The 24,319-nt window shown below is 72.5% G+C and carries 16 protein-coding genes; 4 read left to right on the top strand and 12 right to left on the bottom strand.

Features of this window, described 5'->3' with window-relative positions; genetic code table 11:
* From AB0A74_RS10060 to AB0A74_RS10040, 5 genes are read right to left on the bottom strand one after another with little or no spacing between them, the layout of a single operon-like run.
* The gene (locus AB0A74_RS10060) at window positions 1-1,173 is read right to left on the bottom strand and encodes a class I SAM-dependent methyltransferase (RefSeq protein WP_358248475.1); all 1,173 of its coding nucleotides are present in this window, start codon (window positions 1,171-1,173) and stop codon (window positions 1-3) included.
* 34 nt (window positions 1,174-1,207) lie between these two features.
* Window positions 1,208-2,587, bottom strand: a complete 1,380-nt coding sequence (locus tag AB0A74_RS10055; protein ID WP_358248474.1) for a cytochrome P450 — start codon at window positions 2,585-2,587, stop codon at window positions 1,208-1,210.
* The gene (locus AB0A74_RS10050; protein ID WP_358248535.1) at window positions 2,584-3,612 is read right to left on the bottom strand and encodes an enediyne biosynthesis protein; all 1,029 of its coding nucleotides are present in this window, start codon (window positions 3,610-3,612) and stop codon (window positions 2,584-2,586) included. The genes AB0A74_RS10055 and AB0A74_RS10050 overlap by 4 nt, the downstream gene beginning before the upstream one ends.
* 8 nt (window positions 3,613-3,620) lie before the next feature.
* The gene (locus AB0A74_RS10045) at window positions 3,621-5,582 is read right to left on the bottom strand and encodes a CRTAC1 family protein (RefSeq protein ID WP_358248473.1); all 1,962 of its coding nucleotides are present in this window, start codon (window positions 5,580-5,582) and stop codon (window positions 3,621-3,623) included.
* A gap of 4 nt (window positions 5,583-5,586) precedes the next feature.
* The gene (locus AB0A74_RS10040; protein ID WP_358248472.1) at window positions 5,587-6,576 is read right to left on the bottom strand and encodes a DUF1702 family protein; all 990 of its coding nucleotides are present in this window, start codon (window positions 6,574-6,576) and stop codon (window positions 5,587-5,589) included.
* 293 nt (window positions 6,577-6,869) lie between these two features.
* Here AB0A74_RS10040 and AB0A74_RS10035 point away from each other — a divergent pair, with 293 nt between their 5' ends.
* Both AB0A74_RS10035 and AB0A74_RS10030 read left to right on the top strand, forming a co-directional pair.
* Window positions 6,870-12,692 (top strand): SDR family NAD(P)-dependent oxidoreductase, encoded by a 5,823-nt coding sequence (locus AB0A74_RS10035; RefSeq protein ID WP_358248471.1) that lies wholly within the window; start codon window positions 6,870-6,872, stop codon window positions 12,690-12,692.
* The gene (locus AB0A74_RS10030; RefSeq protein ID WP_358248470.1) at window positions 12,692-13,135 is read left to right on the top strand and encodes an acyl-CoA thioesterase; all 444 of its coding nucleotides are present in this window, start codon (window positions 12,692-12,694) and stop codon (window positions 13,133-13,135) included. The genes AB0A74_RS10035 and AB0A74_RS10030 overlap by 1 nt, the downstream gene beginning before the upstream one ends.
* A gap of 327 nt (window positions 13,136-13,462) precedes the next feature.
* On the opposite strand, the gene AB0A74_RS10025 is transcribed toward AB0A74_RS10030, so the two are convergent.
* The 6 genes from AB0A74_RS10025 to AB0A74_RS10000 all read right to left on the bottom strand — a co-directional run bounded on the left by AB0A74_RS10025 (window position 13,463) and on the right by AB0A74_RS10000 (window position 19,685).
* On the bottom strand, window positions 13,463-14,488 hold the full coding sequence (locus AB0A74_RS10025) for an NAD-dependent epimerase/dehydratase family protein (protein WP_358248469.1): 1,026 nt from the start codon (window positions 14,486-14,488) through the stop codon (window positions 13,463-13,465).
* A 72-nt stretch (window positions 14,489-14,560) separates the two neighbouring features.
* Complete coding sequence (locus AB0A74_RS10020; protein WP_343936516.1) at window positions 14,561-14,974, bottom strand: SgcJ/EcaC family oxidoreductase; 414 nt, start codon at window positions 14,972-14,974, stop codon at window positions 14,561-14,563.
* A gap of 34 nt (window positions 14,975-15,008) precedes the next feature.
* The gene (locus AB0A74_RS10015) at window positions 15,009-16,190 is read right to left on the bottom strand and encodes an acyl-CoA dehydrogenase family protein (RefSeq protein WP_343936641.1); all 1,182 of its coding nucleotides are present in this window, start codon (window positions 16,188-16,190) and stop codon (window positions 15,009-15,011) included.
* A gap of 49 nt (window positions 16,191-16,239) precedes the next feature.
* Entirely contained in the window at window positions 16,240-17,718 is a 1,479-nt protein-coding gene (locus tag AB0A74_RS10010) for an FAD-linked oxidase C-terminal domain-containing protein (protein WP_358248468.1), read from the bottom strand.
* Between the two features lie 4 nt (window positions 17,719-17,722).
* Window positions 17,723-19,012: a PLP-dependent aminotransferase family protein gene (locus AB0A74_RS10005; protein ID WP_358248467.1), complete on the bottom strand. Its 1,290-nt coding sequence runs from the start codon at window positions 19,010-19,012 to the stop codon at window positions 17,723-17,725.
* On the bottom strand, window positions 19,005-19,685 hold the full coding sequence (locus tag AB0A74_RS10000) for a glutamate racemase (protein WP_358248466.1): 681 nt from the start codon (window positions 19,683-19,685) through the stop codon (window positions 19,005-19,007). Before AB0A74_RS10000 ends, AB0A74_RS10005 begins: the two co-directional genes overlap by 8 nt.
* A gap of 211 nt (window positions 19,686-19,896) precedes the next feature.
* Here AB0A74_RS10000 and AB0A74_RS09995 point away from each other — a divergent pair, with 211 nt between their 5' ends.
* Complete coding sequence (locus tag AB0A74_RS09995; protein ID WP_358248465.1) at window positions 19,897-21,141, top strand: cytochrome P450; 1,245 nt, start codon at window positions 19,897-19,899, stop codon at window positions 21,139-21,141.
* A 118-nt stretch (window positions 21,142-21,259) separates the two neighbouring features.
* Here the strand turns inward: AB0A74_RS09995 and AB0A74_RS09990 are convergent, their stop codons facing one another.
* Window positions 21,260-22,285 carry an alpha/beta fold hydrolase gene (locus AB0A74_RS09990; protein ID WP_358248464.1) on the bottom strand — a complete coding sequence of 342 codons (1,026 nt, stop codon included), beginning with the start codon at window positions 22,283-22,285 and terminating at the stop codon, window positions 21,260-21,262.
* A gap of 234 nt (window positions 22,286-22,519) precedes the next feature.
* Here AB0A74_RS09990 and AB0A74_RS09985 point away from each other — a divergent pair, with 234 nt between their 5' ends.
* The gene (locus AB0A74_RS09985; protein ID WP_358248463.1) at window positions 22,520-24,124 is read left to right on the top strand and encodes an NAD(P)/FAD-dependent oxidoreductase; all 1,605 of its coding nucleotides are present in this window, start codon (window positions 22,520-22,522) and stop codon (window positions 24,122-24,124) included.
* Window positions 24,125-24,319: the final 195 nt, after the last annotated feature.

Below are 24,319 nucleotides of genomic sequence, written 5' to 3'. Positions count from 1 at the left end.
TCACCCCGAGGCGCGGGCCAGCACCGCGCCGACGACGAAGTCCGGGTACTCCTCGGCGATCGCGTCGACGTCGGGCAGGATCGTCACGTCGCCGAGCCCGGCGGCCTCGAACGTGGCCCGCCAGGCGGCGGGTGTGAGGAAGCCGTGCGTCGGCCGCCGCACCGGGTCGGTGGCGACGTCGGTGAAGCTGTCCAGGAAGTCGAAGATGATCTCGGCGTGGATCGGGCGCGCGGCCTTGGTCGGGCGCACGCACTCCGACACCACGACCGTGCCGCCCGGCTTGAGCGCCTTCGCGGCCTCCTTGACGACGAAGTCCATGTCGTGCGCCACGTGGAAGCAGTTGACCGCGTAGACCACGTCGTAGGTGCCCGGCACGATGCCCTGCGGCTCCCACGGCAGCGTCATGTCCACCCGGTCGGGCTCGACGACCGTGGTCGGCGACGCCGCCGCCTTGGCCGCCCGCTCGCCGTGCCGCGCGAACGTCTCCGCCACCTCGGTGAAGCGGTAGCGGGTGATCGCGGGCCCGAGGGTGCGCAGCGCGTGCTCGGCCGCGCTGCCGCAGCCGCCGCCGATCTCCAGCACCTCGAACGGGCCGCCGTCGGCCGGCACCAGCCGCGACAGCGCCTCGGTGCCGACCGCGTTGTTGATGGCGTAGAGCAGGTTGTCGTTGGAGAAGTACTTCAGCCACAACGGGAGCTTGTCGGGCGCGAAGAGGATCTCGTCGCCCGCCGCCTCGCCGGCGAAGAACCGCTTGGCCTCGTCCACCAGCGTCCGCAGGATCTCCACCGCCACGGCCGCGCCCGGCTCGCGCTCGGACAGCTCGGCCGCGACGGTGTCGAAGTCCGGGGCCGCCGCCGGGCCCGCGTAGTAGCGCCCGTCCTCGCGCTCGAACACGCCCGAGGACGTGAGCTTCTCGTACAGGAACGCCAGCGGGACGGTCCGCCGCCACGGGATCGACAGGTCCTTCTTCGCCTGCTGGACCGTGATCCCCGACGGCCGCGGCAGCGCGTCGATCGAGCCGAGGATGCGGTGCGCGGTCGCGTCGACCAGGCGCGAGAACGCCTCGTTCGCCGCGAGGAACCGGAACGTGAACAGGTCGCGGACGCGTTCGTCGGCGATGGCGGCGCGGAGCTTCGCGAACTCCGCCGCCTTCGGGTGCTCGGGGTTGGTCATGGTGTTCACCGCCCCTTCCGGGAGGTCGACGCGCTCAGGCCGCCCGGTTGGCGGGCTCGGACCAGTCGCGCACGGTCATGGGCAGGCCACCGCCGAGGCGCAGCGACATCATCGGCTCCGGCTTGACCCGGAACCCGGGCACCGCGACGAGCTTCAGGTCGCGCATCAGCGTGGAGATGATGAAGGTGGCCTCCATCGTGCCCAGGTGGTTGCCGACGCAGAACCGGGGGCCCGCGCCGAACGGGATGTGCGCGTAGCGCGGCCGGTCGGACGGCGTCTCCGGGTCGAACCGCTCGGGGAGGAACCGGTCGGGCTCCGGCCAGTACCGCGGGTGCCGGTGCAGGGTGTACGGGCAGATCAGCACCTCCGCGCCGGCCGGCACGTGCCAGCCGCCCACCTCGTCCTCGGCCAGCGCGCGCCGCGGCAGGATCCACACCGGCGGGTGCAGGCGCATCGCCTCCTGCAGCACCATGTTGGTGTACCGCAGCTTGATCAGGTCCTCGTAGGCCGGGCGGCGGTCGCCGTAGACCGCCACCGCCTCCTCGTGCAGCTTCCGCCGGACCTCGGGGTGCTTGGCCACCAGGTCCAGCGTCCAGCCGACCGTGCTGGCCGTGGTCTCGTGCCCGGCCAGCAGCAGGGTCACCAGCTCGTCCTGCATGCGGCGGTCGGCCACCCGGCGGTCGCCCTCCTTGGCGGTGGACGCGATGAGCCGGGTCAGCACGTCGTCGCCGGACGCGACCGGGTTGGCCTTGCGCTGCGCCACCAGCAGGCCGACGATCCGCTGGAGGTCGGCGCGCGCGTGGCGGAAGGCCCGCTGGCCCTTGAGCGGCAGCCACCGCGGGACCATGCCCATGGTCTCCATCTCGAACATGGCCTGGTCCTGCACGGCCTCGAACGAGTGGCCCACCGAGTCGAACTCGCCGAGGTCGGCGTCGAGCAGCGCCCGGCCGAGCACGCCGAGCGTGAGCGCGGTGACCTCGGAGAGCACGTCGACCGGCCGCTCCGCGCCCAGGTGCGGGCGCAGCCGCTCGACCAGCCCGAGCGCCTCCTCCACGATGACGTCGGCCTGCGCCGCGATCCGCTTGTGCTGGAACACCGGCTGGATGGTGCGCCGCTGCTCCTTCCACAGGTCGCCCTCGCTGGTCAGCAACCCGTCGCCCAGGGCGCGCTTGGCCTCGGTGTAGCCGATGCCCTTGTGGTAGTTGGCGGCGTTGTCGGCGAGCACGTGCTTGGCGTGGTCGGGGTGGTTGAAGATGTAGAGCTTCATCGGGCCGATGGCCACCCGCACCGCGTCCCCGTACTCGCGGACCGCCTCGCTCATCAGGCCGAGGCGGTCCGCGCGCAGCTGGCGCAGGATCCCCAGGGCCGCCCGCCGGGGCGGCCCTGGAGGCACTCGGCCACCGCTGGTGGTCATGCCACTGCCGTGCGGGCGGCGTGCTTGCCCGCCGCCTCGCCGTTGTGGTTGACCGAGATCGCGAGCGCGGCCTCGTCCTTCTCCCGCTCCAGCCGGGCCCGCTCCGCCGCGGCCTTGTTGACGAAGTGCAGGCCCCACAGGAACATGCCGCGGATCAGGCAGACCAGCGCGGTGGCGATGAACAGGCCGTAGGCGATGTGCATGACCATGAACAGGCCGTACGCCAGGGCCACGCCGGCGCCGAACGCGAACTGCGCTCCCGGCCTGGACGGCGTCGTGCCGGGGTCGGTCACCATGTAGTTGGTGTAGAGGATGAACGCGACGCCGGTCATGACCGCGAGCCCGCCGGGGATCGAGGTGTCGAACAGGATGCCGCGCACGATCGCCTGGAGCGCGAAGAAGGTCAACCAGCCGAAGATCAGCCACATCCGGTCGGTCAGCTTCGCGTTGAGCATGGTGCCGGTGATGATGATGATCCCCGGCAGGATCCAGCTTCCCCAGTCGTTCAGGCCCTCGGTGAAGTGGTACGGCGGCGCGATGCTGCCCCACGGGAACAGGATGAGCACCATCAGGATCCCGAAGTTCGACGGGTTCATGTAGTGCCGCAGGTTGCCGCGCACCGGGGCGCGCAGGACCCACTTCGCCGCCACCGCCAGGGTGACCGCGAACATCATCACCCAGATCCGGTCGTTGACGTAGATCAGCATGTTCAACGCGATCGAGGTGATGTGCGTGGGCAGCAGGAACTCCGCGAGGCCGCGGAACCCGTTGCCCGCGTACCGGGGCGCGCGCCCCTCGACCCGGGCGCCGATGGTCTCCAGTACCAGCTCGACGAAGTAGCCGGTGGCGATGGCCACCAGCGGCCAGGTCCACGGCTGCTCGAACCCGAGGAAGATGTACCCGGCGATGTTGAAGACCGTGATCGAGATGGCGAACCGCTTGAGCGCCTTGATCACCTTGGCGTGGTGCGGCGGAGGTCCCCCCGCGGGCGGCTTCGCGTCGGCCTTTGCTTCCTGGACAACCATTTCCGTCCTCACTTCTCCTCGGCCGTGTCGCCGAGCACGAACTCGTGCCTGCCCTGGTCGAGCTTGAGCTCCTGCTTGTGGACCTCGCCCTGGCGGTCGCGCCACTCCAGGGTCACCGCCACCGCGCCCTTCGCGTCGCCGAGCCCGATGTGGACCTCGGTGCTGCGCTTGCCGCCGTGGCCGCTGCCGCCGTCCACCCGCTGGACGTACTTGCGGCCGTCGGAGGTGGTCACCGTGACCTGCGCGCCGGTGGCCGGGGACCCGGCGGCCTTGGCCGAGCCGGTGGCCTGCGCCTGCTCGCGGGTCAGCTTGAGGTTGAGGAAGCCGCCGGGGTCGGGGGCCTCGTTGTGGTAGTACACCGGCTCGCCGTACTGGCGGGCGACCGCGAAGTCGAGCAGGCCGTCGCCGTCCGCGTCGCCGGTGGCGATGCCGCGGGTCGGGATCGGCACGGCCAGGCCCAGCTCGGGGGCCAGGTCGGTGTAGCGGCCGTCGTCGCCCTTGACGAAGAAGTGCAGCGTCTCGCTGCCGGCCAGGTCGTCGCCGGCGTTGGCGTTGGGCCAGTAGAACGGGTTGGCCACCACGGCGTCGTTGGCCATGGCCAGCTCCTGAAGCTGCGGCCAGCGGTTGGTGGCGCCGCGGATGAAGCCGTTGGTCACGGTGATGTCCAGCTCGCCGCGGTTGCTGAAGTCGGCGAGCTTGTTGTCCCACGACCAGCCCGACCAGGCGGTGCCGTTGCCGCCGCTGATGTCCTCGAACGGCGCTTCGCCGTCGCGCAGCCGGGTCTGGAGGTCGGCCTTGTCCTTGGCGGTGTTGACGTAGTGGAAGTTGCTCTCGACGATGCCCCACCCGACGGTCAGGTTCGACACGAACATGTCGTACAGGCCGTCGTGGTTGGTGTCGCCGAAGTCGACGCCCATGCCCTTGAACGAGTCGTCGCCGATGCGCTTGGACTTCGGCGTGCCAGGGGTGCGGTCGGTCCGGACGGTGGCGAAGCTGACCTTGCCCGGCTCGGACCGGTTGTGCAGCAGGCGGTCCTGGCCGAAGTCGTTGGCGATGTAGAGCTCCGGCAGCAGGTCGCCGTCGAGGTCGTTGGCGCTGACCGCGAGCGTCCAGCCGTTGCGGGCCTCCTCGGGCAGCGCGTCGGCCGGCAGCGCCTCGAACCGCGCGGTCGGGTTCGCGCCCGCCGTGCCGCCCTTGCCCAGCAGGATGTGCTTGCCGCCGCCGTTCTGCGCGTGCGACAGCGAGTGGTTCATCACCACCCCGCCGTTCTTGCTCGGGTCGATGACCGGGCTGTCGGGGAAGTAGTTGCCGACGAACACGTCGTCGTGGCCGTCACCGTCGAAGTCGGCGACCGTGGCGGCGTTGGAGTTCCACTGCGGACCGTCGTAGCGCCCGTCGGAACCCTTGTTGTCGCCCGCCACCGCCTCGACCGCGGTGAACGCGGACGCCGAGAGCCCGGTGTGGTCGGCCTCCTGCAGGTGGATGACCGGCGTGCGGCCCCACATGTAGATCAGCAGGTCCAGCCGGCCGTCCTCGTTGAGGTCGGCGGGCACGCAGCCCATCGGGGCCATGACGTCGTTGACCGGCAACGGGTCCGGCTTGAGCTCGAACGGCGCGTAGCGGTCGCCGCGCGCGTCGGGGACCGGGGTGACGATCACCTGGTCGGTGCGCGGATCGACCACGCACAGGTCGTTGGGCAGGCCGTCGCCGTCCAGGTCGTTCATGGCGACCGCGGCGCCGACCGAGGAGATCCAGGCGTCGATGTGCTTGTACGCCTGGTTCACCGGCCGGATCGACTGCTGCTTGTCCGACGCGGGCAACGCGACGCCGTGCTCGGCGAAGGAGTACTTGGCCGCCATCGCGTTCCGGGTCTCCGCCGAGCTCTGCGGCAGGCTGACCACGAAGTAGGAAACGACGACGACGACCAGCGCGATGACACCGGTCAACTGCCTGCGCAGCATGCCAAACATCTGTTCACACCTCCGTGGGGACGAGTGCGTCGGCGAGCCGTTGCCGCCACAGCTCGTAGGCCGGCTCGGCGCCGGCGGGCTGGTGGTCGGGGCGGCACTGGTCGGTGAGGGCCGCCGCCTCCTGCGGCGTCAGGCCGCACAGCACCCAGGTGGCCAGCGCCGAGTGCGCGGGGATGATGTCCGCCCGCACCCGCGCGTGCGCGGCGAACGCGCTGCCCTGCGCCAGGTTGCCGCGGTACTGGCCCGCGCGGGCGACGAGGGTGCGCAGCTCCCGCTCGGCCTCGACCGGGTCGCCGCCGCCCGCGGCGTAGGTGGCCGCGAGCCCGACGCCGCTCCACAGGTCGGCGCGCCGGCGGGCCGGGAACGCGTCGACCAGGTCGGCGACCAGGTCGGGGTCGGTGCCGCGGACGAACCACGCGGCGCGGCCGATGCCCTGGTCGATCGCGTGGTTGGCGTAGCCGCCGTGCGGTCCGCCCGGCCACGGGAACGCCGGGTCCTGGTACTGGCCCTCGACGTAGCGCGCGGTGTGGAAGTAGGCCTGGTGGAAGCCGTAGCCGTCGAGGACCAGCGGCGCGAGCACCGGGTCCAGCGACGACGCCGCGGGCCAGCGGAAGCGCGGCAGCCGCGCCATCGCCCAGCCGATCCCGACGTAGGCGAGGTACTGGTACTTCCGCCCGGTCGCCGTGGCCAGGAACCGGTGGACGTGGTCGGAGCGGCCGAACGGCAGCCCGTCGAGCATCGCCAGGCCCATGCCCGCGCCTTCGTAGGCGAAGCCGCGCAGCCAGTCGGGCAGCTGCTCGATGCGCTCCTCCGCCTCGGCGGGCGTGCGCGCCTCGACGGCGTGGGCGTAACCGGTGAGGAATGTCTTGCCGACCGTTTCGAGCCGTTCCTGGGCAGCCGGACTCTTTTTGTGGAATCCACGCTTCTCAAGACTCGTCTCGGCGGTCTTCGGGGTCAGGAGGCGTCGCCGCAGCGCCCGCCAGGAACTGGTCAAGTCTTTCCCCCAACATCATCGTGAGAACAGCGTGTGATTCCGCCGTCGATCGTCACACGCCCACCGGGCGACTTCGTCTCTCGCCGTGCTGCATCCCGGGACCGTCCGGGTGCTCCGGCGCAGGTGGAGGGCAAACGGGAAGATGGCAGGCCCCTCGCCGCTGGGCACACTCGACGGGGCAGAACGCGCGTCGAGGACTGTCGTCTGACCCGGCTTCTTGCCGCGTGTGCGGCGCGGCGCAATTCCGCGCGCCGATTTCCGGCCGAGTGGTCGTCGAGGATGGGCGGTACAGGTTGAGCACCGAGCGGATCGCGATCGTGGGCATCGGGCTTCGTTATCCCGACGCCTCCAGCACCCAAGACCTCTGGGAGAACGTCCTGGCCGGGCGCCGTGCCTTCCGCAGGCTGCCCGACCAGCGCATGAACCAAGCGGACTACTACTCGCCGGACCGGAACGCGCCGGACCGCTTCTACGCCTCGAAAGCGGCGGTGTTGCGCGATTTCGAGTTCGACCGGCTGAAGTACAAGGTGGCGGGCAGCACCTACCGGTCCACCGACCTCACGCACTGGCTGGCGCTGGACGTGGCCGCCAACGCGCTGGCCGACGCCGGCTTCCCCGACGCGGAGGGCCTGCCGAAGCAGACCACCGGCGTGGTGCTGGGCAACAGCCTCACCGGCGAGTTCTCGCGGGCGAACCTCATGCGGCTGCGCTGGCCGTACGTGCGGCGCACGATGGCCGCCGCGCTGGCCGCGAAGGGCTGGGACGACGAGGAGACGGCCGCGTTCCTGCGCGACCTGGAACCGGTCTACAAGGCGCCGTTCCCGCCGATCGACGAGGACACCCTCGCGGGCGGGCTGGCCAACACCATCGCGGGCCGCATCTGCAACTACTTCGACCTGCGCGGCGGCGGTTTCACCGTGGACGGCGCCTGCTCGTCGTCGCTGCTGTCGATCGCGACCGGCGCCAAGGCGCTCAGCGACGGCGAGATGGACGTCTGCCTCGCCGGCGGCGTGGACCTGTCGATCGACCCGTTCGAGGTGATCGGGTTCGCCAAGACCGGCGCGCTGTCCACCGGCGAGATGAAGGTCTACGACGCCGACTCCAACGGCTTCTGGCCGGGCGAGGGTTCCGGCGTGCTCGTGCTGATGCGCGAGGAGGACGCCATCGCGCGGGGCGCGCGGATCTACGCGTCGATCACCGGCTGGGGCATCTCCTCGGACGGCAAGGGCGGCATCACCCGGCCCGAGGCCTCCGGCCACCGCCTGGCCATCAGCCGCGCGTACGGCCGCGCCGGGTACGGCGTGGAGACCGTCGCCTACTTCGAGGGCCACGGCACGGGCACCGCCCTGGGCGACGCGACCGAGCTGGAGGCGATCGGCGCGGCGCGCCGCGAGTCCGACCCGGACGTGAAGCCGGCGGCGATCAGCTCCCTCAAGGCCAACATCGGCCACACCAAGGCCGCGGCGGGCGTCGGCGGGGTGATCAAGGCGGCGCTCGCCGTGCACCACCAGGTGATCCCGCCCGCGACCGGCAACTACGAGACGCACCCGAAGCTCGCCGGCGAGGACGCGGTGCTCTACGTGCCGCACGCGCCCGAGCTGTGGCCCGCGGACCAGCCGATCCGCGCCGGCGTGTCGGCGATGGGCTTCGGCGGCATCAACACCCACATCGCCCTGGAGCAGGCGCCGGGCACCAAGCGGCGCGCCGAGCTGCGCGGCGAGACCGCGACGCTGACCCGCAGCCGCCAGGACGCCGAGCTGCTGCTGTTCGACGCCGCCGACCACGCCGAGCTGCGCGAGCGGCTGACCGGCCTGGTCGAGGTGGTGGCGAAGCTGTCCTTCGCCGAGATCACCGACCTGGCCGCCGAGCTGGCCGGCCGCCTGTCCGGCCGGCGGGTCCGCGCCGCGGTGGTGACCGGCAACCCCGAGGACGCCGTGGCCAAGCTGGAGCGCCTGGTCGCCGCGATCGACGTCGGCGAGCAGCGCCTGGCCACCGCCGACGGGGTGTACCTGGACAACCGGACCACCGCGCCCAAGATCGCCTACCTGTTCCCGGGCCAGGGTTCCGGCCGCGGCGCGATCGGCGCGATCCGCCGCCGCTTCGCCGAGGCGGAGGCCGTGTTCGCCGCCGCGGGCCTGCCGACCGGGGGCGACCAGGTCGCCACCCAGGTCGCCCAGCCGCGCATCGTCGCCGGCTCGCTGGCGGCCCTGCGGGTGCTGCGCGGGCTGGGCGTCGAGGCGGACGTGGCGGTCGGCCACAGCCTCGGCGAGCTGACGGCGCTGTCGTGGGCGGGCGCGCTGTCCGACGACGAGGTGCTGCGGCTGGCCAAGGCGCGCGGCGAGGTCATGGCCAACGCCAGCAAGGGCGGCGGCGCGATGGCGGGCCTGGCCACCACGCCGGAACGGGCCGCCGAGCTGTTCGGCGACGACCCGGTGGTGATCGCCGGGTACAACGGTCCCCACCAGACGGTCATCGCGGGTGACGCGGACGCCGTGGGCCGGGTGTCCGAGCGGGCCAAGGCCGCGGGCATCACGGCGAACCGGATCAACGTCTCGCACGCGTTCCACTCGCCGCTGGTCGAGCCCGCGGCGCGGGCGTTCACCACGCGGCTGGCCGAGTTCACCTTCGCCGCGCCCACCCGCGCGGTGGTGTCCACGGTGACCGGCGACCTGCTCGACCCGGCCACCGACCTGCGCGAGCTGCTGCGCGACCAGGTGCTGTTCCCGGTGCGCTTCCACGAGGCCGCCGCGAAGGCCGCCGGCGACGCCGACCTCGCGGTCGAGATCGGCCCCGGGCGGGTGCTGGCGGGTCTGCTGCGCGACATCGCGCCCGGCACGCCGGTGCTGTCGATCGACACCGACAGCACCTCGTTGGTCCCGTTGCTGTCCATCGTCGGCGCGGCCTTCGCGCTGGGCGCCGAGGTGGACACCCGCGCGTTGTTCGCCGGCCGGGTGGTCCGCCCGCTGCCGTTGGACGGGGCGTTCACCTTCCTGACCAACCCGTGCGAGACCGCGCCGGACGTGGCGCTCGGGCTCGCCGAGGCCGCGACGGAGGTCGCGCCGGCCGAGCGGACCGCCGCGGTGGCCGGGGAGGCGGTCGGCGGCGACGGCCCCAACACGCTCGACCTGCTGCGCGAACTGGCCGCCGAGCGCGTGGAGCTGCCGCTGGAGACCGTGACCGCGGCGACCCACCCGTTGGACGACCTGCACCTCAGTTCCATCACCGTGGGGCAGCTGGTCAACGACGTGACCGGCCGGCTGGGCCTGCCCACGCTGGAGGCCACGACCAGCTTCGCGACCGTGACGCTGGGCGAGCTGGCCGAGCTGATCGACGAGCTGGCCGAGTCGGCGCAGGACGGGGCGACCGGCGGCACCGACGAGGTGGCCGGCGTCGGGCAGTGGGTGCGGCCGTTCTCGGTCGACTACGTGCCGGCGCGGGCGCCGCGGGTGCGGGTCGGCACCGGGCCGGCGGGCACCTGGCGGTCCTTCGCGCCGGCGGGTCACCCGCTGGCCGAGCGGCTGCGGGTCGCGCTGGACGAGGCGGGCATCGGCGACGGTGTGCTGCTGTGCCTGCCGGACAACGGCGAGGAGCACGTCGAGCTGATGCTCGCCGCCGGGCAGGCGGCCACCTCCGCGCGGCCGGGCACCCGGTTCGTCGTGGTGCAGGGCCGCTACGGCGCGTCCGGCCTGGCGCGGACCGCGTTCCTGGAGGCGGAGGGCGTGGCCACGACGATCGTGTCGCTGGCCGACCTCGCGCCTTCGACCGCCGCCGAGATCGACGAGACCGTGCGGAAGGTCGTCGTGGAGGCCGCGGCGACCACGACGTTCAGCGAGGTCCGCTACGAAGCGGACGGCACGCGGACGACGCCGGTGCTGACGGTGTTGCAGTCGCCGGCCGAGCCGCGCACCGGCACCCCGCTGGACGGCACGGACGTCCTGCTGGTCACCGGTGGCGCCAAGGGCATCACCGCCGAGTGCGCGCTGGTCATGGCCAAGGACTCCGGCGCGAAGCTCGCGCTGGTGGGCCGCGACGCCCCCGAGGCCGACGAGGAGATCGCCGCCAACCTGGCCCGCATGACCGCGGCGGGCGTCGAGGTCCGCTACGAGCGGGCCGACGTGACCGACGCCGCGCAGGTCGCCGCGGCGGTCGCCCGGTTCGAGGCCGCGCTGGGCCCGGTCACCGCCGTCATGCACGGCGCGGGCCGCAACGAGCCGACCGGGCTGGGCACCCTGACCGCGGAGCGGTTCCGGCAGACGCTGGACGTCAAGGTCGCCGGCCTGCGCGCGGTGCTCGACGCCGTGGACGAGGACAAGATCAAGCTGCTGGTCACGTTCGGCAGCATCATCGGCCGGGCCGGCCTGCGCGGTGAGGCGCACTACTCGACCGCGAACGACTGGATGAGCGAGCTGACCGTCGACTTCCAGCGCGCCCACCCCGGCGCGCGGGCGTTGGCGATGGAGTGGTCGGTCTGGTCGGGCGCCGGCATGGGCGAGCGGCTGGGCGTGGTCGAGGCGCTCACCCGCAACGGCATCACGCCGGTGTCGGTCGAGGAGGGCCTGCGGGTGCTGCGCCAGGTGCTGGCCGACCCGTCGGCCGGTCCGGTGCTGACCATCACCGGCCGGATGGGCGGCCTGCCCACGCTGCCGCTGGACACCAGCGGTGAGCTGCCGCTGTCGCGGTTCGTGGACCGGGTGCTGCTGCACTACCCGGACGTCGAACTGGTCACCGAGGTGGAGCTGTCCGCGGGCAGCGACCCGTACCTGTCCGACCACGCGCTGGACGGCGACCTGCTGTTCCCCGCGGTGGTCGGCATGGAGGCGATGGCGCAGGTGGCGACGGCCGTGCTCGGCCGCACCGGCACGCCGCTGCTGGAGGACGTCGAGTTCCTGCGGCCCGTCGTGGTCCGGCCCGGCTCGACCACGACCGTGCGGCTGGCGGCGCTGGTCCGCGACACGGAGACGGTGACCGTGGCGATCCGCGCCAAGGACACCGGGTTCAGCGCCGACCACTTCCGCGCGACCCTGCGGTTCCCGCGGCCCACGCCGCCGGAGACCGGTGCCCAGCGGGCGGCCGTCGAGCTGACGCCGGTGCCGCTGGACCCGATCACCGAGCTGTACGGCGGCGTGATGTTCCAGGGCAAGCGGTTCCAGCGGGTGCTGGCCTACCGGCGGGCCAGTGCGCGGCACGCGGTGGCGGACCTGTCCACCACCTCGCCCGCGCCGTGGTTCGCCGCCTACCTGCCGCAGGAGCAGGTGCTGGCCGACCCGGGCACCCGGGACGCGGTGATGCACGCGCTGCAGTGCTGCGTGCCCGACGCGACCCTGCTCCCGCAGGGCATCGAGCGGCTGTACCTGGCCGAGCCCGCCGACCAGCAGGTGGAGTACGTGGTGCTGGACGCGCGCGAACGGTCGCAGGACGGCGACAGCTACGTCTACGACGTGGACGTCCTCGAACCGTCCGGCCGGGTGGTCGAGCGGTGGGAGGGGTTGATGCTGCGGGCGGTGCGGCAGAAGGACAGCTCGGGCCCGTGGGTGTCGGCGATGCTCAGCGGCTACCTGGAGCGGGCGTTGGAACGGGTGCTCGGCGGCAGCCGCGCGGTCGTCGTGGAACCGGACCCGCGCACCGGCGAACCGGCCGACCGCCGCGCCCAGACCCGCCTGGCCGCGAGCCGCGCGCTCGGCCGGTCGGTGGCGGTCCGGTACCGGCCCGACGGCAAGCCCGAGGTGGACGGCGCGTCGATCTCGGCGTCCCACGGCGCCGGCGTGAGCCTGGTGGTGACCGGTGACGGCACGCTGGGCTGTGACGTCGAGGCGGTCGTGGCGCGCACCGAGTGGGAGTGGGCCGGTCTGCTGGGCAAGGAGCTGTTCCAGGTCGGCGACCTGCTGGTGGCCGAGACCGGGGAGGGCCGCGACGCGGTGTCCACCCGGCTGTGGTCGGCGCTGGAGTGCCTGCGCAAGACGGGCACGACGAGTCGGGACCTGGTGGTGGACAGGGTCCTGCCGGGCGGCTGGGTCGTCCTGGCCTTGGGCGACGCCCGGGTGGCGACGTGGGTGACCACGCTGAACGACGTGTCCGAGCCGGTCGTGTTCGCGGTGCTCGCGGGAGGTGGTGAGTGATGTCCGCCGGGTACTACGAGCTGCGCCACCGGGTGGGGTTCGAGGAGACGAACTTCGTCGGGAACGTGTACTACGCCCACTACCTGCGCTGGCAGGGGCACCTGCGGGAGAAGTTCCTGCTGGAGCAGGCGCCCGGGGTGTTGGACGAGATCATGCACGACGACCTGAAGCTGTTCACGCTGAAGGTGGACTGCGAGTTCTACGCCGAGCTGGCGGCGTTCGACGAGTTGAGCGTGCGGATGCGGCTGGAGGAGTTGACGCAGACGCAGATCGCCTTCGCGTTCGACTACGTGAAGGTGCAGGACGGGGTGGAGACGCTGGTGGCTCGCGGGTCGCAGCGGATCGCCTGCATGCGGGGGCCGAACAACGCCACCGTGCCCACCCGGGTGCCCGCTGAGTTGCGGGAGGCGCTGGCACCGTTCAGCACCGCGCAGGTGGTCTAGCGGGTGCGGTTGGTCGGTTCGGTTGGGCGGGGTGTCCGCGGGGTTCCGCGGGCACCCCGCCCGCTTTGGTCGTGGCCCCGACCGCAACCCGGCTCCGGCGGGCCGACATCGGCAGACCGGCTCCGGCGGGCCGGCTCCAGCGGCCAGCCCCGGCGGGCCGGCTCCGGCGGACCGACATCGGCAGACCGGCTCCGGCGGGCCGGCTCCAGCGGCCAGCCCCGGCGGGCCGGCTCCGGCGGCCGGCTTCAGCGGGCCGACTCCGGCAGTCTGGCTTCGGCGGGTCGGGTCACCCCGAGCGCGGAACGCTGGGGTGACCCGGCCCGCCGGTCACACCACCCGCAACCCGGCCGCGATCCCCGCCGCCCGGTCCGACAACAACCCCTCCCGGTGCAGCCACCGCACGGTGTCCGCGAACGTCTCCCCCACCGGCCGCCCCGCCCGGCCGCCGGCCACGTCCTCCCCCACCCACGCCGCGTGCGCGCACGTGTAGATCGCCCCGTACTCCGCCGGGATGTGCCAGGGCCACACCCGCTGCACCACCCCCACCAGCGCCCCCAGCGGCAACATCGCCCGCGCCGGCAGGTGCACCGCGGGCAGGGCCCGCCCGGTCACCTCCCGCAGCACCCCCGCGAACCGCCGCATGCTCAGGTACTCCCCCGGCCCGAAGTGCCGGTTGCCCGCCAACCCGCCACCCACCAACCGCGCGTGCAACGCCGCGGTGTCCCGGACATCGCCCACCGGCAGCCCGCCGGTCGGCCAGATCGGCATCAGCCCGCGCAACGCGTTGCGCACCCGCGTCACCTGGTCCCCCAGCTTGGGGTCGTGCGGCCCCAGCAACGCCGGCGGGTACGAGATCGTCACCGGCGCGCCCGTCGCCTGGTGGCGCCGCGCCACCGACTCCGCCGCGGCCTTGGCCGCCAGGTAGGTCTCCCGCGGCCGGCCGACCGGGGAGTCCACGCCGAGCGCCCGGCCCCGGGACGGCAGCAGCGCGCCGAACGTGGACACGTGCACCGTCCGCCCCACCCCGGCCCGACGGGCGGCGTCCAGCACCAGCTCGGTGCCCTCCACCGCGGTCCGGGCCATCCCGCGGTGGGTCCGGCTGTCGAACGAGAAGACGGCGGCGGCGTGCACGACCGCGTCCGCCCCGCGCACCAGATCCGCCACGCTCGCGCGGTCCAGCACGTCCCCCCGCACGACCTCCACCGCGCCCACGTCCACCCCCAGCGGCCCGAGGGCGCGCTCCACGGTGGACTCGTCCCTAACCAGCAGTCGGACGCGGTGCCCGGCCCGCAGCACCGCGTCGACGGTGTGCGAGCCGACGTAACCGGTGCCGCCGGTGATGCTGACCAGCAAGGCAACCTCCCAGTACGGGAAGGGGCCGTTGCCGGCGGCAACGGCCCCTTCGGGTCCACGAAGAAAATCGGCTCAGGCCGCGTCGGCGTCCGTGAGGTAGCGCGGCGAGTTCTGGTAGGCGGCCAGCTTCCACTCGCCGTCGCGGCGGACGGCGAGCCACGAGGCGCGGATGGCGTTCGCCTCGGTCACCTCGGTCTCACCGGGGTGCAGGACGCCGCCCAGGCTCAGCAGCAGGATCACGTCCGGGCCCAGCGGCCGGATGCTGATCGGCTTGCCGGTCACCTGCGTGCCCTTCCACCGGCCCGCCCACTCCTTGGCCATCTGCTCGCGGATCTCGTCCCGGCCGGTGGCCAGCGACCCGGGCAGGATCATCGTGCCGTCCTCCACGAACACGCTCGCGAACGTGTCCGCGTCGTGGTACGCCCACGCCGCGAGGACCTTCTGGGTCAGGGCGGCGATCGCGGCCTGGTCCGCTTGGTTGCTCATACCGGGGATTCCTCCTGGTCTCGGCGTGACCGTGCTAGATGTAGAGCGTGTTGGGCTCCAGGCCGCACAGGATCCGGCCGTAGAGCTCCAGGTTGGTGTTCGGGTGCATCAGCGCGTGCAGGTTGACCGCCTGGATGTCGCGGTTGATGCGCTGGATCGGGATGCCGCTGTAGATCGAGGACCCGCCGCTCGCGGTGTTGAGCACGTCGATGGCGTCCTTCGCCAGGCGGATCACGCTGCCGACGTCGGCGCGGGTCTTGGCGCGCTCCTCCAGCTTCCACTCGGTGCCCTCGGCGCACTTGCCGTCCACCAGGTTCGCGGTGCGCCAGGCGTGGAACTCGGCCTCGTCGATCTTCAGGGCCGCCTCGGCCACCTGGAAGTGGGTGATCGGCGCTTCGCGCTGGCTGTCGTAACCGGTGTAGGTGATCTTGCGGTCGGGCAGGCGCTCCAGGAAGACGTCCATCGCGCCCTTCGCCATGCCGACGATCGCGCCCGTCGAGGAGGCCGCCGCGACCGGCATCAGCGGGGCGCGGTAGATCGGCGTGTCGCCGTTGCGCTGGGAGGCGGTCTGGCCCGACAGCAGCACCGGCAGCGGGAGCACGCGCGCCGCCGGGACGAACAGGTCCTTGGCCACGGTGCTGACGCTGCCCGTGCCGCGCAGGCCGGAGGTGTCCCAGTCGTCCACGACCAGCAGGTCCGACATGGGCACCAGCGCCATCACCGGGTACGGCTCGCCGCCGGGCGGCACCAGGATCGCGATGATCTCCTGCCACTGGGCGTGGTGGGCGCCGCTGATGAAGCCCCACTTGCCGTTGACGACGATGCCGCCCTCGACCGGCGCGGCCATCGCGGACGGGCTCAGCGTGCCGCACACCCGCGCGTCGGGGGTGGCGAACACCTCCTCCTGCACCTCGTCCGGGAACTGGCACGCCATCCAGGTCGGGATCCAGTACACCGAGGTGACCCACGCGGTGGAGCTGCAGCCCCGGCCGAGCGCGGTGGCGACCTCGGTGAGCGTGCGGGTGTCGGCCTCGTAACCGCCGAAGTGCTTGGGCCGGCGCAGCTTGAACACGCCGGCGTCGGTGAGCGCCTCGATCACCTCGTCGTGCAGCCTGCGGTTCTTCTCCGCCCACGGGGCGTGCTTGCGCAGCAGCGGGATCAGGTCCGTCGCCTTGCGCACGAGTTCGTCGCGCGTTGGGACCGTGGTGGCCAAGATGTCCTCCAAGCGAAGAAGCGGGCGCACCGGGCCCGCGAACGGCTCGTGCTCAGGCTCGACTCTCCACCGCGGCGGGGTCGGGCCGCATCTCCACTCGTGCCGTTCCCGCCGGACCGCCGCCGGGAGCGGGTTCGAGGGTGATCACCTTGCCGGGGTTGAGGATCCCCGCCGGGTCGAGCGCGGCCTTGACCGCGCGGTGCACGCGCAGGCCCACCGGGCCCAGCTCGCGGGCCAGCCAGTCGCGCTTGAGCACCCCCACGCCGTGCTCGCCGGTGCAGGTGCCGCCCAACGCCAGCCCCAGGGCCATGATCGCGTCGAACACGGCCCGGCCGCGCGCCATGTCGGCCGGGTCGGCCTGGTCCACGACGATCACCGGGTGCAGGTTCCCGTCCCCGGCGTGCCCGACCACGCCCACCAGCACGTCGTGGCGCGCCGCGATGTCCTCGACGCCGACGACCAGGTCCACGATGCGCGACCGCGGCACGGCCACGTCGTCCACCACCAGACCACCGCGCCCGTTCGGGTACCGCGTGACGGCCAGGTGCTCCATCGCGGGATGGGCCAGTCGGCGGGCGGCGGTCAGCGCTTCGGCCTCGGCCGCGTCGGTGGCCACGTACAGCTCGCTCGCGCCCGGCCGGCAGCACTCGGCGATGGCGGCCAGCTCCTCCGCGGCGTGGTCGCCGGTGTCGGTCGCGACGAGCAGCATGGCCGCCGCCCCGGTGTCCAGGCCCATCGGCCGGTACGCCTCGATGGCCCGCAGGTGGGTGCGGTCGAGCAGTTCGAGCATGCTCGGCACGTGCCCCGCCGCGGTCACCGCCGCCACCGCCGCGCCGGCCGCGGCCACCGTCGGGTAGACCGCCACCAGGGTCCGGGCCTCCCGCGCCTCGGGCCGCAGCCGCACGGTGATCTCGGTGATGATCCCCAACGTGCCCTCGGACCCGACGAACAGGCTGGTCAGGTCGTACCCGGCGACGCCCTTGACGGTGCGCCGGCCGCACCGCAGCACCTCGCCGTCGGCCAGCACCACCTCCAGCCCCAGCACGTACTCGCCGGTGACCCCGTACTTGACGCAGCACATCCCGCCGGCGTCGGTGGCGACGTTGCCGCCGATCGTGGCCGACTCCCAGGACCCCGGGTCCGGCGGGTAGGACAGGCCCTCCTTGGCCGCCGCCCGGCGCAGGTCCGCGTTGACCACCCCGGGCTGCACCACGGCGGTCCGCTCGGCCGGGTCGATCGCCACGATCCGGTCGAGCCCGGCCATCGACACGACCACCGCGCCGTCCACGGCGTTCGCCGCGCCCGCCAACCCCGTCCGCGCGCCCTGCGGCACCACCGGGACCCCGTGCGCCGCGGCGACTTTCACCGCGGCGGACACCTCGGCGGTGCTGCGCGGGCGCACCACCACCAACGGCACCCCCGCGTCGCACAGGTCGGCCTTGTCGCGCCGGTGGTACTCCAGCAGGGCCGGGTCGGTCAGCACCCGGTCCGACGGCAGCACCGCGCGCAGGTCCTCGACTACGGAACCCATCCGCTCAGGCCGTTTCGGTGATCAGCCGGGAAAGCCGGCGCACGCCCTCGCGGATCCGGTCCGGTCCGAGGTAGCTGCACGACAGCCGCAACGCGTGGTGGCCGCCGTCCTGGTAGAAGAAGCTCATCGGGGTCCACAACACCCCGTGGCGTTCCGCGGAGACCTGGAGCAGCTTCTCGTCCGCCGGGAACGGCACCTCCACCACCACGAAGAACCCGCCGCTGGGCACGTTCCAGCGCACGCCGTGCCGCTCGCGTTCGGCCGGCGGGAAGTGCTCCTCCAGCGCGGTGAGCAGGGTGCGCAGGTTGTGGCGGTAGAACTCGATCTTGTCCCGGTTCGCCGCCCGCAGGCTGCACCCCGACTCGACCAGCACGCCGCCGATGACGGCCTGCGCGATCGGCGAGGTGTTCACCGTCAGCATGCTCTTGATCGCCGACATCTCCTCGGCGAGCAGCGTCCGCCGGCCGGCGTCGTCCACGACGACCTGGTCGGCCACCAGGAAGCCGACCCGGGCGCCCGGGAAGCACGACTTGGCGAACGAGCCGAGGTAGACCACGGACCCGTTGGCGTCCAGGGACTTCAGCGTCGGGCGCGGGTCGTCGTCCAGGCCGAACAACCCGTACGGGTCGTCCTCGAACACCAGCAGGTCCTGCTCGGCGGCGACCTCCAGCAACCGGCGGCGCGTGGGCACCGGCATCGACACGCCCGACGGGTTGGCGAAGTTCGGCACGACGTAGAGCGCTCGCGGGCGCTTCCCGGCGGCACGCACCCGCCGCGCCACCGCGGCCACGGTCGCCGGGTCGAGCCCGTCCGCGCCCTCGGGCACCGGGACGACCTCGACGCCGAGGATGCGGGCCGCGCCGGTCATGCCGACGTAGCACGGCTCGACCGCCAGCAGGACGTCGTCGGGTCCGGCGCACAGCGCGCGCAGCGCGATGACCATCGCCTCCTGGCACCCGGCGGTGACCATCACCGACTCGGCGGGCACCTGGACGTCGTGGTCCACGTCGAGCATGCGGGCGATCAGCGTGCCGAGCTGGCCGTTGGTGCGCCCGTACTGCAACAGCATCCCGCGCACCTGCTCCTCGGTGCGGCCTTCCGCGCGCAGGTGGTCGAGGTAGATCCGCAGGTACCGCTCGACGTCGTCCACCGAGTAGAACCCGTCGTGGGGTCGGCCCGCGGCCAGGGAGATCGCATCCGGGTACCGGCCCGCGACCTCGTTGAGGAAGTTCATCGACGTGGCGACCGGGTCCCACACGGAGACGTGCAGGTCGGCGCGGGACAGCTCAACCACGGCCCACCGGTCCCGCGGTCGTGGCCAGCGCCTGCTCGGTCAGCTCGACCAGCCGGGTGCCGACGTCGATGACGGGAAGCGCGGACACGGCGGTCACGAACGGCAGGACGGCGGTGAAGTGGGTGCAGGCCAACGCGACGGCCTCCAGGCCGAGCCGGTCGGCCAGGCGCAGCGTGGTCGGCAGGTGGGAGGCATGGAACGCCGCTTCCGGGTCGCCCGCCTCGATCCCCCGCACCAGCGCCGGGTCCGACACGCCGAGCAGGCGGTGGTCCGGGTTGGCCGCCCGGACGGTGCGCTCGACACCGACGAGCGCGTGCGCGTTCCCGGTGACCGCCAACGTGGAGCGCAGCGGGGCCAGTTCACTGTAGACGGTCACCGGCGAGATCACGGGCAGCGCGCCGCCGGAGCCGTCCACGACCGCCGACAGCGAGTTGCAGAACAGCATCGCCAACCGGGTCCCGGACCCGCGCAGCGCGTCGAGCTTCGCGTGGAAGGCGGCCGCGAGTCCGGCGGGGTCCTCGTACTGCAACGCGTCCTGCTCGTCCGGGGTGCTCGCCATGGCGTGCGCGGAGGCGCTGATCCCCCTGGCGCGCAACAACTCCGCGCCGAGGCCGGAATCGTAGGGAGTACCCGCTATGACGGCCACCAGCGGTGTCTCGTCGTCCGCCACCATCACGTCTCCATCCGCGGGGAAGAGGCTCGGTCACCAGCGTCCCACCACCGCCTGGAACGCCTTTTATCCCATCGTGCGGAGTTCGTTTCTCCCGGGTTGCCGAATGCGCCGGGACGTTTCCACGACGCCTTCCTCGCCGATCCCCGCCGGGCTACCTTGTGGCCGTGTCGTGAATTCCTCCGACTCTGACGGGTTTTTCCGGGAGACAGCTATGAGCGAAGGCCGTCCATTCACCTTGGACCCCACGGGTCGGGACATCCACGCCGAAGCGGACCACCTGCGGGCCCAGGGCCCCGCCACCCGGGTGGAACTGCCCGGCGGGGTCGTGGCGTGGTCCGTCACCAGCTACGAGGTCAGCAAGAAGCTGCTCGGCGACCCGAACGTCAGCAAGAGCGCCCGCCTGCACTGGCCGGCCTTCGTCAACGGCGAGGTCCCGCCCGACTGGGAGATGATCAGCTGGGTGGCGATGGACAACATCTCCACCACCTACGGCCAGGACCACCGCAGGCTGCGCCGGCTGACCACCAAGGCGTTCATGGCGCGCAAGCCCGAGGAGGTCCGCCCCAAGGCGCAGGCCATGATCGACACGCTGCTCGACCGCCTGGCCGACGCCGCCGCCGCGGGCGAGGTGGTCGACCTGAAGTCGCAGTTCGCCTACCCGCTGCCGGGCATGCTGGTGGCCGAGCTGATCGGCATGTCCGACGAGGCGCGGGTCGCGGCGGCGAAGATGATCGACCTGATGGTCGCCACGGACGTGACCCCCGAGCAGGCCCAGGACACCCTGCTGGGCTGGCGCACCGCCATCGCCGACCTCATCGCGCAGAAGCGCCGCGAGCCCGGCCCGGACATCACCAGCGACCTCATCGCCGCCCGGGACGAGGACGGCTCGCGGATGTCCGAGCAGGAGATGACCGACACGGTCTTCGCGATCCTCGGCGCGGGCTCGGAGACCACGATCAACTTCATCGACAACGCGGTCACCGCGCTGGTCACCCACCCCGAGCAGCTGGAACTGGTCAAGACCGGCCAGGTGTCGTGGGACGAGGTCATCGAGGAGGTCCTGCGGCTGCACGCGCCGCTGGCGAGCCTGCCGCTGCGCTTCGCGGTCGAGGACGTGGAGCTGGACGGCGTGACCATCCCCAAGGGCGACCCCATCCTGATCAACTACGCGGCGCTCGGGCGGGACCCGGCGCTGCACGGCGAGTCCGCCGCCACGTTCGACATCACCCGCGCGGACAAGGAGCACCTGTCCTTCGGCCACGGCCCGCACTACTGCCTGGGCGCGGGCATCGCCCGCATGCTGGCCAAGGCCGCGCTCTCCGCGCTGTTCGAGCGCTTCCCGGACCTGACGCTGGCCGTGGACGTGCAGGACCTGGTCCCGTACCCGACGTTCATCATGAACGGCCACCGCTCGCTCCCCGTGCGCCTGACCAAGGCGGCCACCGCGGCGGCGTGACGCCCCGCTCGTCCCCCTGCCGCCCCGGGCACTCACCGCCCGGGGCGGCATCCTCGTGTTCCGGGCACATGAGAATGGCCCGCGACGGTGGTCGCGGGCCAGTTCTCGTGTTGTGGCGTCAGGACTTCAGGACCTCCGCCAGGACCTCGTCGATGGCGGCGGCGTCGGTCGGCATCAGGCCGAACATCGCGAAGTGGCCCATCGGGCTGTCGATCACGCGCAGCTCGGCGCCGGGGATCAGCGCCACGTCGGCCGCCACGTCCGCGACCGGCATGAAGAAGTCGTCGCTGAACGCCACCGCGACGACCTTGCCGGTGATCCGGCCCAGCGCGGCGGCCAGGTCCCCGCCGGCGTTCCGGCCCACGTCGCCGGCGCGCCACTTCGCCAGCTGGCGCAGCAGGTTGTTCGGGTCCAGCGCCTGGTAGTAGCCGCGGGTGAAGCCGTGGCCGTAGTCCTCGGCCGAGGCGAAGCCCATGGCGCGCCACACCTCGTCGCGGAAGAACCGCGTGCTGGTGCTGGTCAGGGTGAACGCCATCGCGTGCCGCTTGAGGCCCACGTGGACGTCGGCGGCGTCGGCGTAGAACCCGTCGGCGAAGGCGGGGTCCGAGCGCAGGAGTTCGGCGGCCATGTCGATGAACAGCTTGTTGTGCGCGGGGGTCCGGGCGGTCGCGGCGAAGATCGCCGCCCGGGGCACCGCCTCCGGGTGGCGCACGGCCCACTCGTAGGCCTGCTGGCCGCCCATCGACCAGCCGACCACCGCGTGCAGGGCGGTGATGCCGAAGTGCTCGGTGACCAGCCGGTGCTGGGCGCGCACGTCGTCGGCGATCGACACCACCGGGAACTGGCCGCGGTCGAACGGCGGCGGGGTGTTGCTCGGCGACGACGACAGGCCGTTGCCGAACTGGTCGGGCAGGACGATGAAGTAGCGGGAGGGGTCCAGCGCGCGGCCCTCGCCGATCAGGGCCTCCAGCGAGGAGGAGTTGCCCGAGTACATGTGCGGGAAGAGCACGGCGTTGTCCCTGGCCGCGTTCAGCTCGCCGAACGTCCGGTACGCCAGTCGCGCGCCCGGCAGCGTGTAGCCGCTGTCGAGCGCGAAGGGGCCGAGTTCGAAGTGCTGCGGCGCGGCGGTGTCGTCGCCACTCATCGTGACCTCCAGGGGGACAATGCCGCATCGGTTTTCCGGCGGTGCGATCCGCCGATCATCGTCGTCGCGCGGCGCGCGGCGGCTCAACTCCCGCGTTGCCTTTCTCCACTCGTGCGCTGTTCCGCACCGACCGCACAAGAAAAGAAGGACGACGCTTCGGCGTGGCTAACCTCATGGGCATTGCCGCCTGTTCAAGCGGTCAACACGTACCCGACGGTGGGGAGGTTCATTCCCATGGACAGTGTGGCCGGGGAAATCGACGCAGTGGTGGTCGGAGCCGGCTTCGCCGGTCTCTACGCGCTGCACAAGCTTCGCGCGCAGGGCCTGTCGGTCAAGGTCTTCGAGGCGGCCGAGGACGTCGGCGGGACGTGGTACTGGAACAAGTACCCCGGCGCCCGGTGCGACGTGGAGAGCATGCACTACTCGTACTCGTTCGACCCCGCGCTGGAACAAGAGTGGGAGTGGACCGAGAAGTACGCCTCCCAGCCGGAGATCCTCGCCTACCTCCGGCACGTCGCCGACCGCTACGACCTGCGCCGCGACGTCGTGTTGGAGACCCGGGTGACCCGGGCGGCCTACGACGAGACCGCCGGCCGGTGGCGCGTGAGCACCGACCGCGGCCACGAGCTGTCCGCGCGGTACTGCGTGATGGCCGTCGGGTGCCTTTCGGTGCCGAAGTTCCCCGAGGTGCCGGGCCTGGACGAGTTCACCGGCCCCTGGTACCACACCGCGCGGTGGCCGGAGGGCGGCGTGGACTTCACCGGGCAGCGGGTGGGCGTGATCGGCACCGGGTCGTCGGGCATCCAGGCCATCCCGTTCCTGGCCGAGCAGGCGCGCGAGCTGACGGTGTTCCAGCGCACGCCGAACTACAGCCTCGCGGCGTTCAACCGCCCCCTCGACCCGGCGCGGGTCGCCGAGGTCAAGGCGAACTACCGGGCGGTGCGCGACGCCGACCGCAACTCCATCTTCGGCATCGCGGTCGAGTGGCCAACCCAGTCGGCGCTGGAGGTCAGCGACGACGAGCGGCGCGCCATGTACGAGGAGCGGTGGAACCGCGGGCACCTGAACGGGCTCGTGCAGTCCTACACCGACCTGATCTTCAACGAGGAAGCGAACGAGACGGCCGCCGAGTTCATCCGCGAGCAGGTGCGCAGCAAGGTCGCCGACCCGGAGACCGCGCGCAAGCTGGAGCCGCGCGGGTACCCGTTCTCGACCAAGCGGCCCTGCCTGGACACCGGGTACTACGAGACGTTCAACCGCGAGCACGTGCACCTGGTGGACCTGCGCGAGGAGGACCTGGTCGAGATCACGCCGACGGGCGTGCGGACGACGGCGGGCGAGTACGAGTTCGACAGCCTGGTCCTCGCGACCGGGTTCGACGCGATGACCGGCGCCCTGCTGGCGGTGGACATCAGGGGCCGGGACGGCGTGACGCTGCGGGACAAGTGGCGGGACGGCCCGCAGTCCTACCTCGGGATCGCGGTGTCGGGGTTCCCGAACCTGTTCACCATCACCGGCCCGGGGAGCCCGTCGGTGCTGAGCAACATGGTCGTGTCGATCGAGCAGCACGTGGACTGGATCAGCGACCTGGTCGCGCACATGGACCGCCACGGCAGCGCCGTCGTGGAGGCGACCGAGACCGCGGAGAAGGAGTGGACGGCGCACGTGCGGGAGGTCAGCGAGATGACGCTGTTCCCGAAGGCGGACTCGTACTACCTCGGCGCGAACGTGCCGGGGAAGGCGCGGGTGTTCATGCCGTACGTGGGCGGGGTCGCGCCTTACCGGCAGAAGTGCGACTCGGTGGCGGAGGCCGGGTACACCGGCTTCGACCTGCGCTGAGCCGACGCGTGCCGCGCGGGAGACGGCTCTCGCGCGGCACGCAGCAGGTGCCGGGCTCGCTGCGGATCCTGGGCGCGCGGCCGATGCTCGGCGCGGCCTCCGGCCCCCGACACCATTTTCTCACGCACCACCGACAATTCCGGCCGCAGCGCCCCGCCGGGCCCGCGCCCGACCAAGCCCCGCCACACCGCCGCC

This window comes from Saccharothrix sp. NPDC042600 (genome assembly GCF_040647305.1).
Classification (GTDB): Bacteria; Actinomycetota; Actinomycetes; order Mycobacteriales; family Pseudonocardiaceae; genus Actinosynnema; species Actinosynnema mutabilis.
This window is presented reverse-complemented; position numbering and strand designations above follow the sequence as displayed.

What these genes read in the sequence shown, in the direction of transcription:
- AB0A74_RS10010 (WP_358248468.1), bottom strand. Translation starts at nt 17,718, where the DNA reads ATGGGTTCCGTAGTCGAGGACCTGCGCGCGGTGCTGCCGTCGGACCGG.
- AB0A74_RS10045 (WP_358248473.1), bottom strand. Translation starts at nt 5,582, where the DNA reads ATGTTTGGCATGCTGCGCAGGCAGTTGACCGGTGTCATCGCGCTGGTC.
- AB0A74_RS10050 (WP_358248535.1), bottom strand. Translation starts at nt 3,612, where the DNA reads ATGGTTGTCCAGGAAGCAAAGGCCGACGCGAAGCCGCCCGCGGGGGGA.
- AB0A74_RS09995 (WP_358248465.1), top strand. Translation starts at nt 19,897, where the DNA reads ATGAGCGAAGGCCGTCCATTCACCTTGGACCCCACGGGTCGGGACATC.
- AB0A74_RS10055 (WP_358248474.1), bottom strand. Translation starts at nt 2,587, where the DNA reads ATGACCACCAGCGGTGGCCGAGTGCCTCCAGGGCCGCCCCGGCGGGCG.
- AB0A74_RS09985 (WP_358248463.1), top strand. Translation starts at nt 22,520, where the DNA reads ATGGACAGTGTGGCCGGGGAAATCGACGCAGTGGTGGTCGGAGCCGGC.
- AB0A74_RS10030 (WP_358248470.1), top strand. Translation starts at nt 12,692, where the DNA reads ATGTCCGCCGGGTACTACGAGCTGCGCCACCGGGTGGGGTTCGAGGAG.
- AB0A74_RS09990 (WP_358248464.1), bottom strand. Translation starts at nt 22,285, where the DNA reads ATGAGTGGCGACGACACCGCCGCGCCGCAGCACTTCGAACTCGGCCCC.
- AB0A74_RS10020 (WP_343936516.1), bottom strand. Translation starts at nt 14,974, where the DNA reads ATGAGCAACCAAGCGGACCAGGCCGCGATCGCCGCCCTGACCCAGAAG.
- AB0A74_RS10060 (WP_358248475.1), bottom strand. Translation starts at nt 1,173, where the DNA reads ATGACCAACCCCGAGCACCCGAAGGCGGCGGAGTTCGCGAAGCTCCGC.
- AB0A74_RS10000 (WP_358248466.1), bottom strand. Translation starts at nt 19,685, where the DNA reads ATGGTGGCGGACGACGAGACACCGCTGGTGGCCGTCATAGCGGGTACT.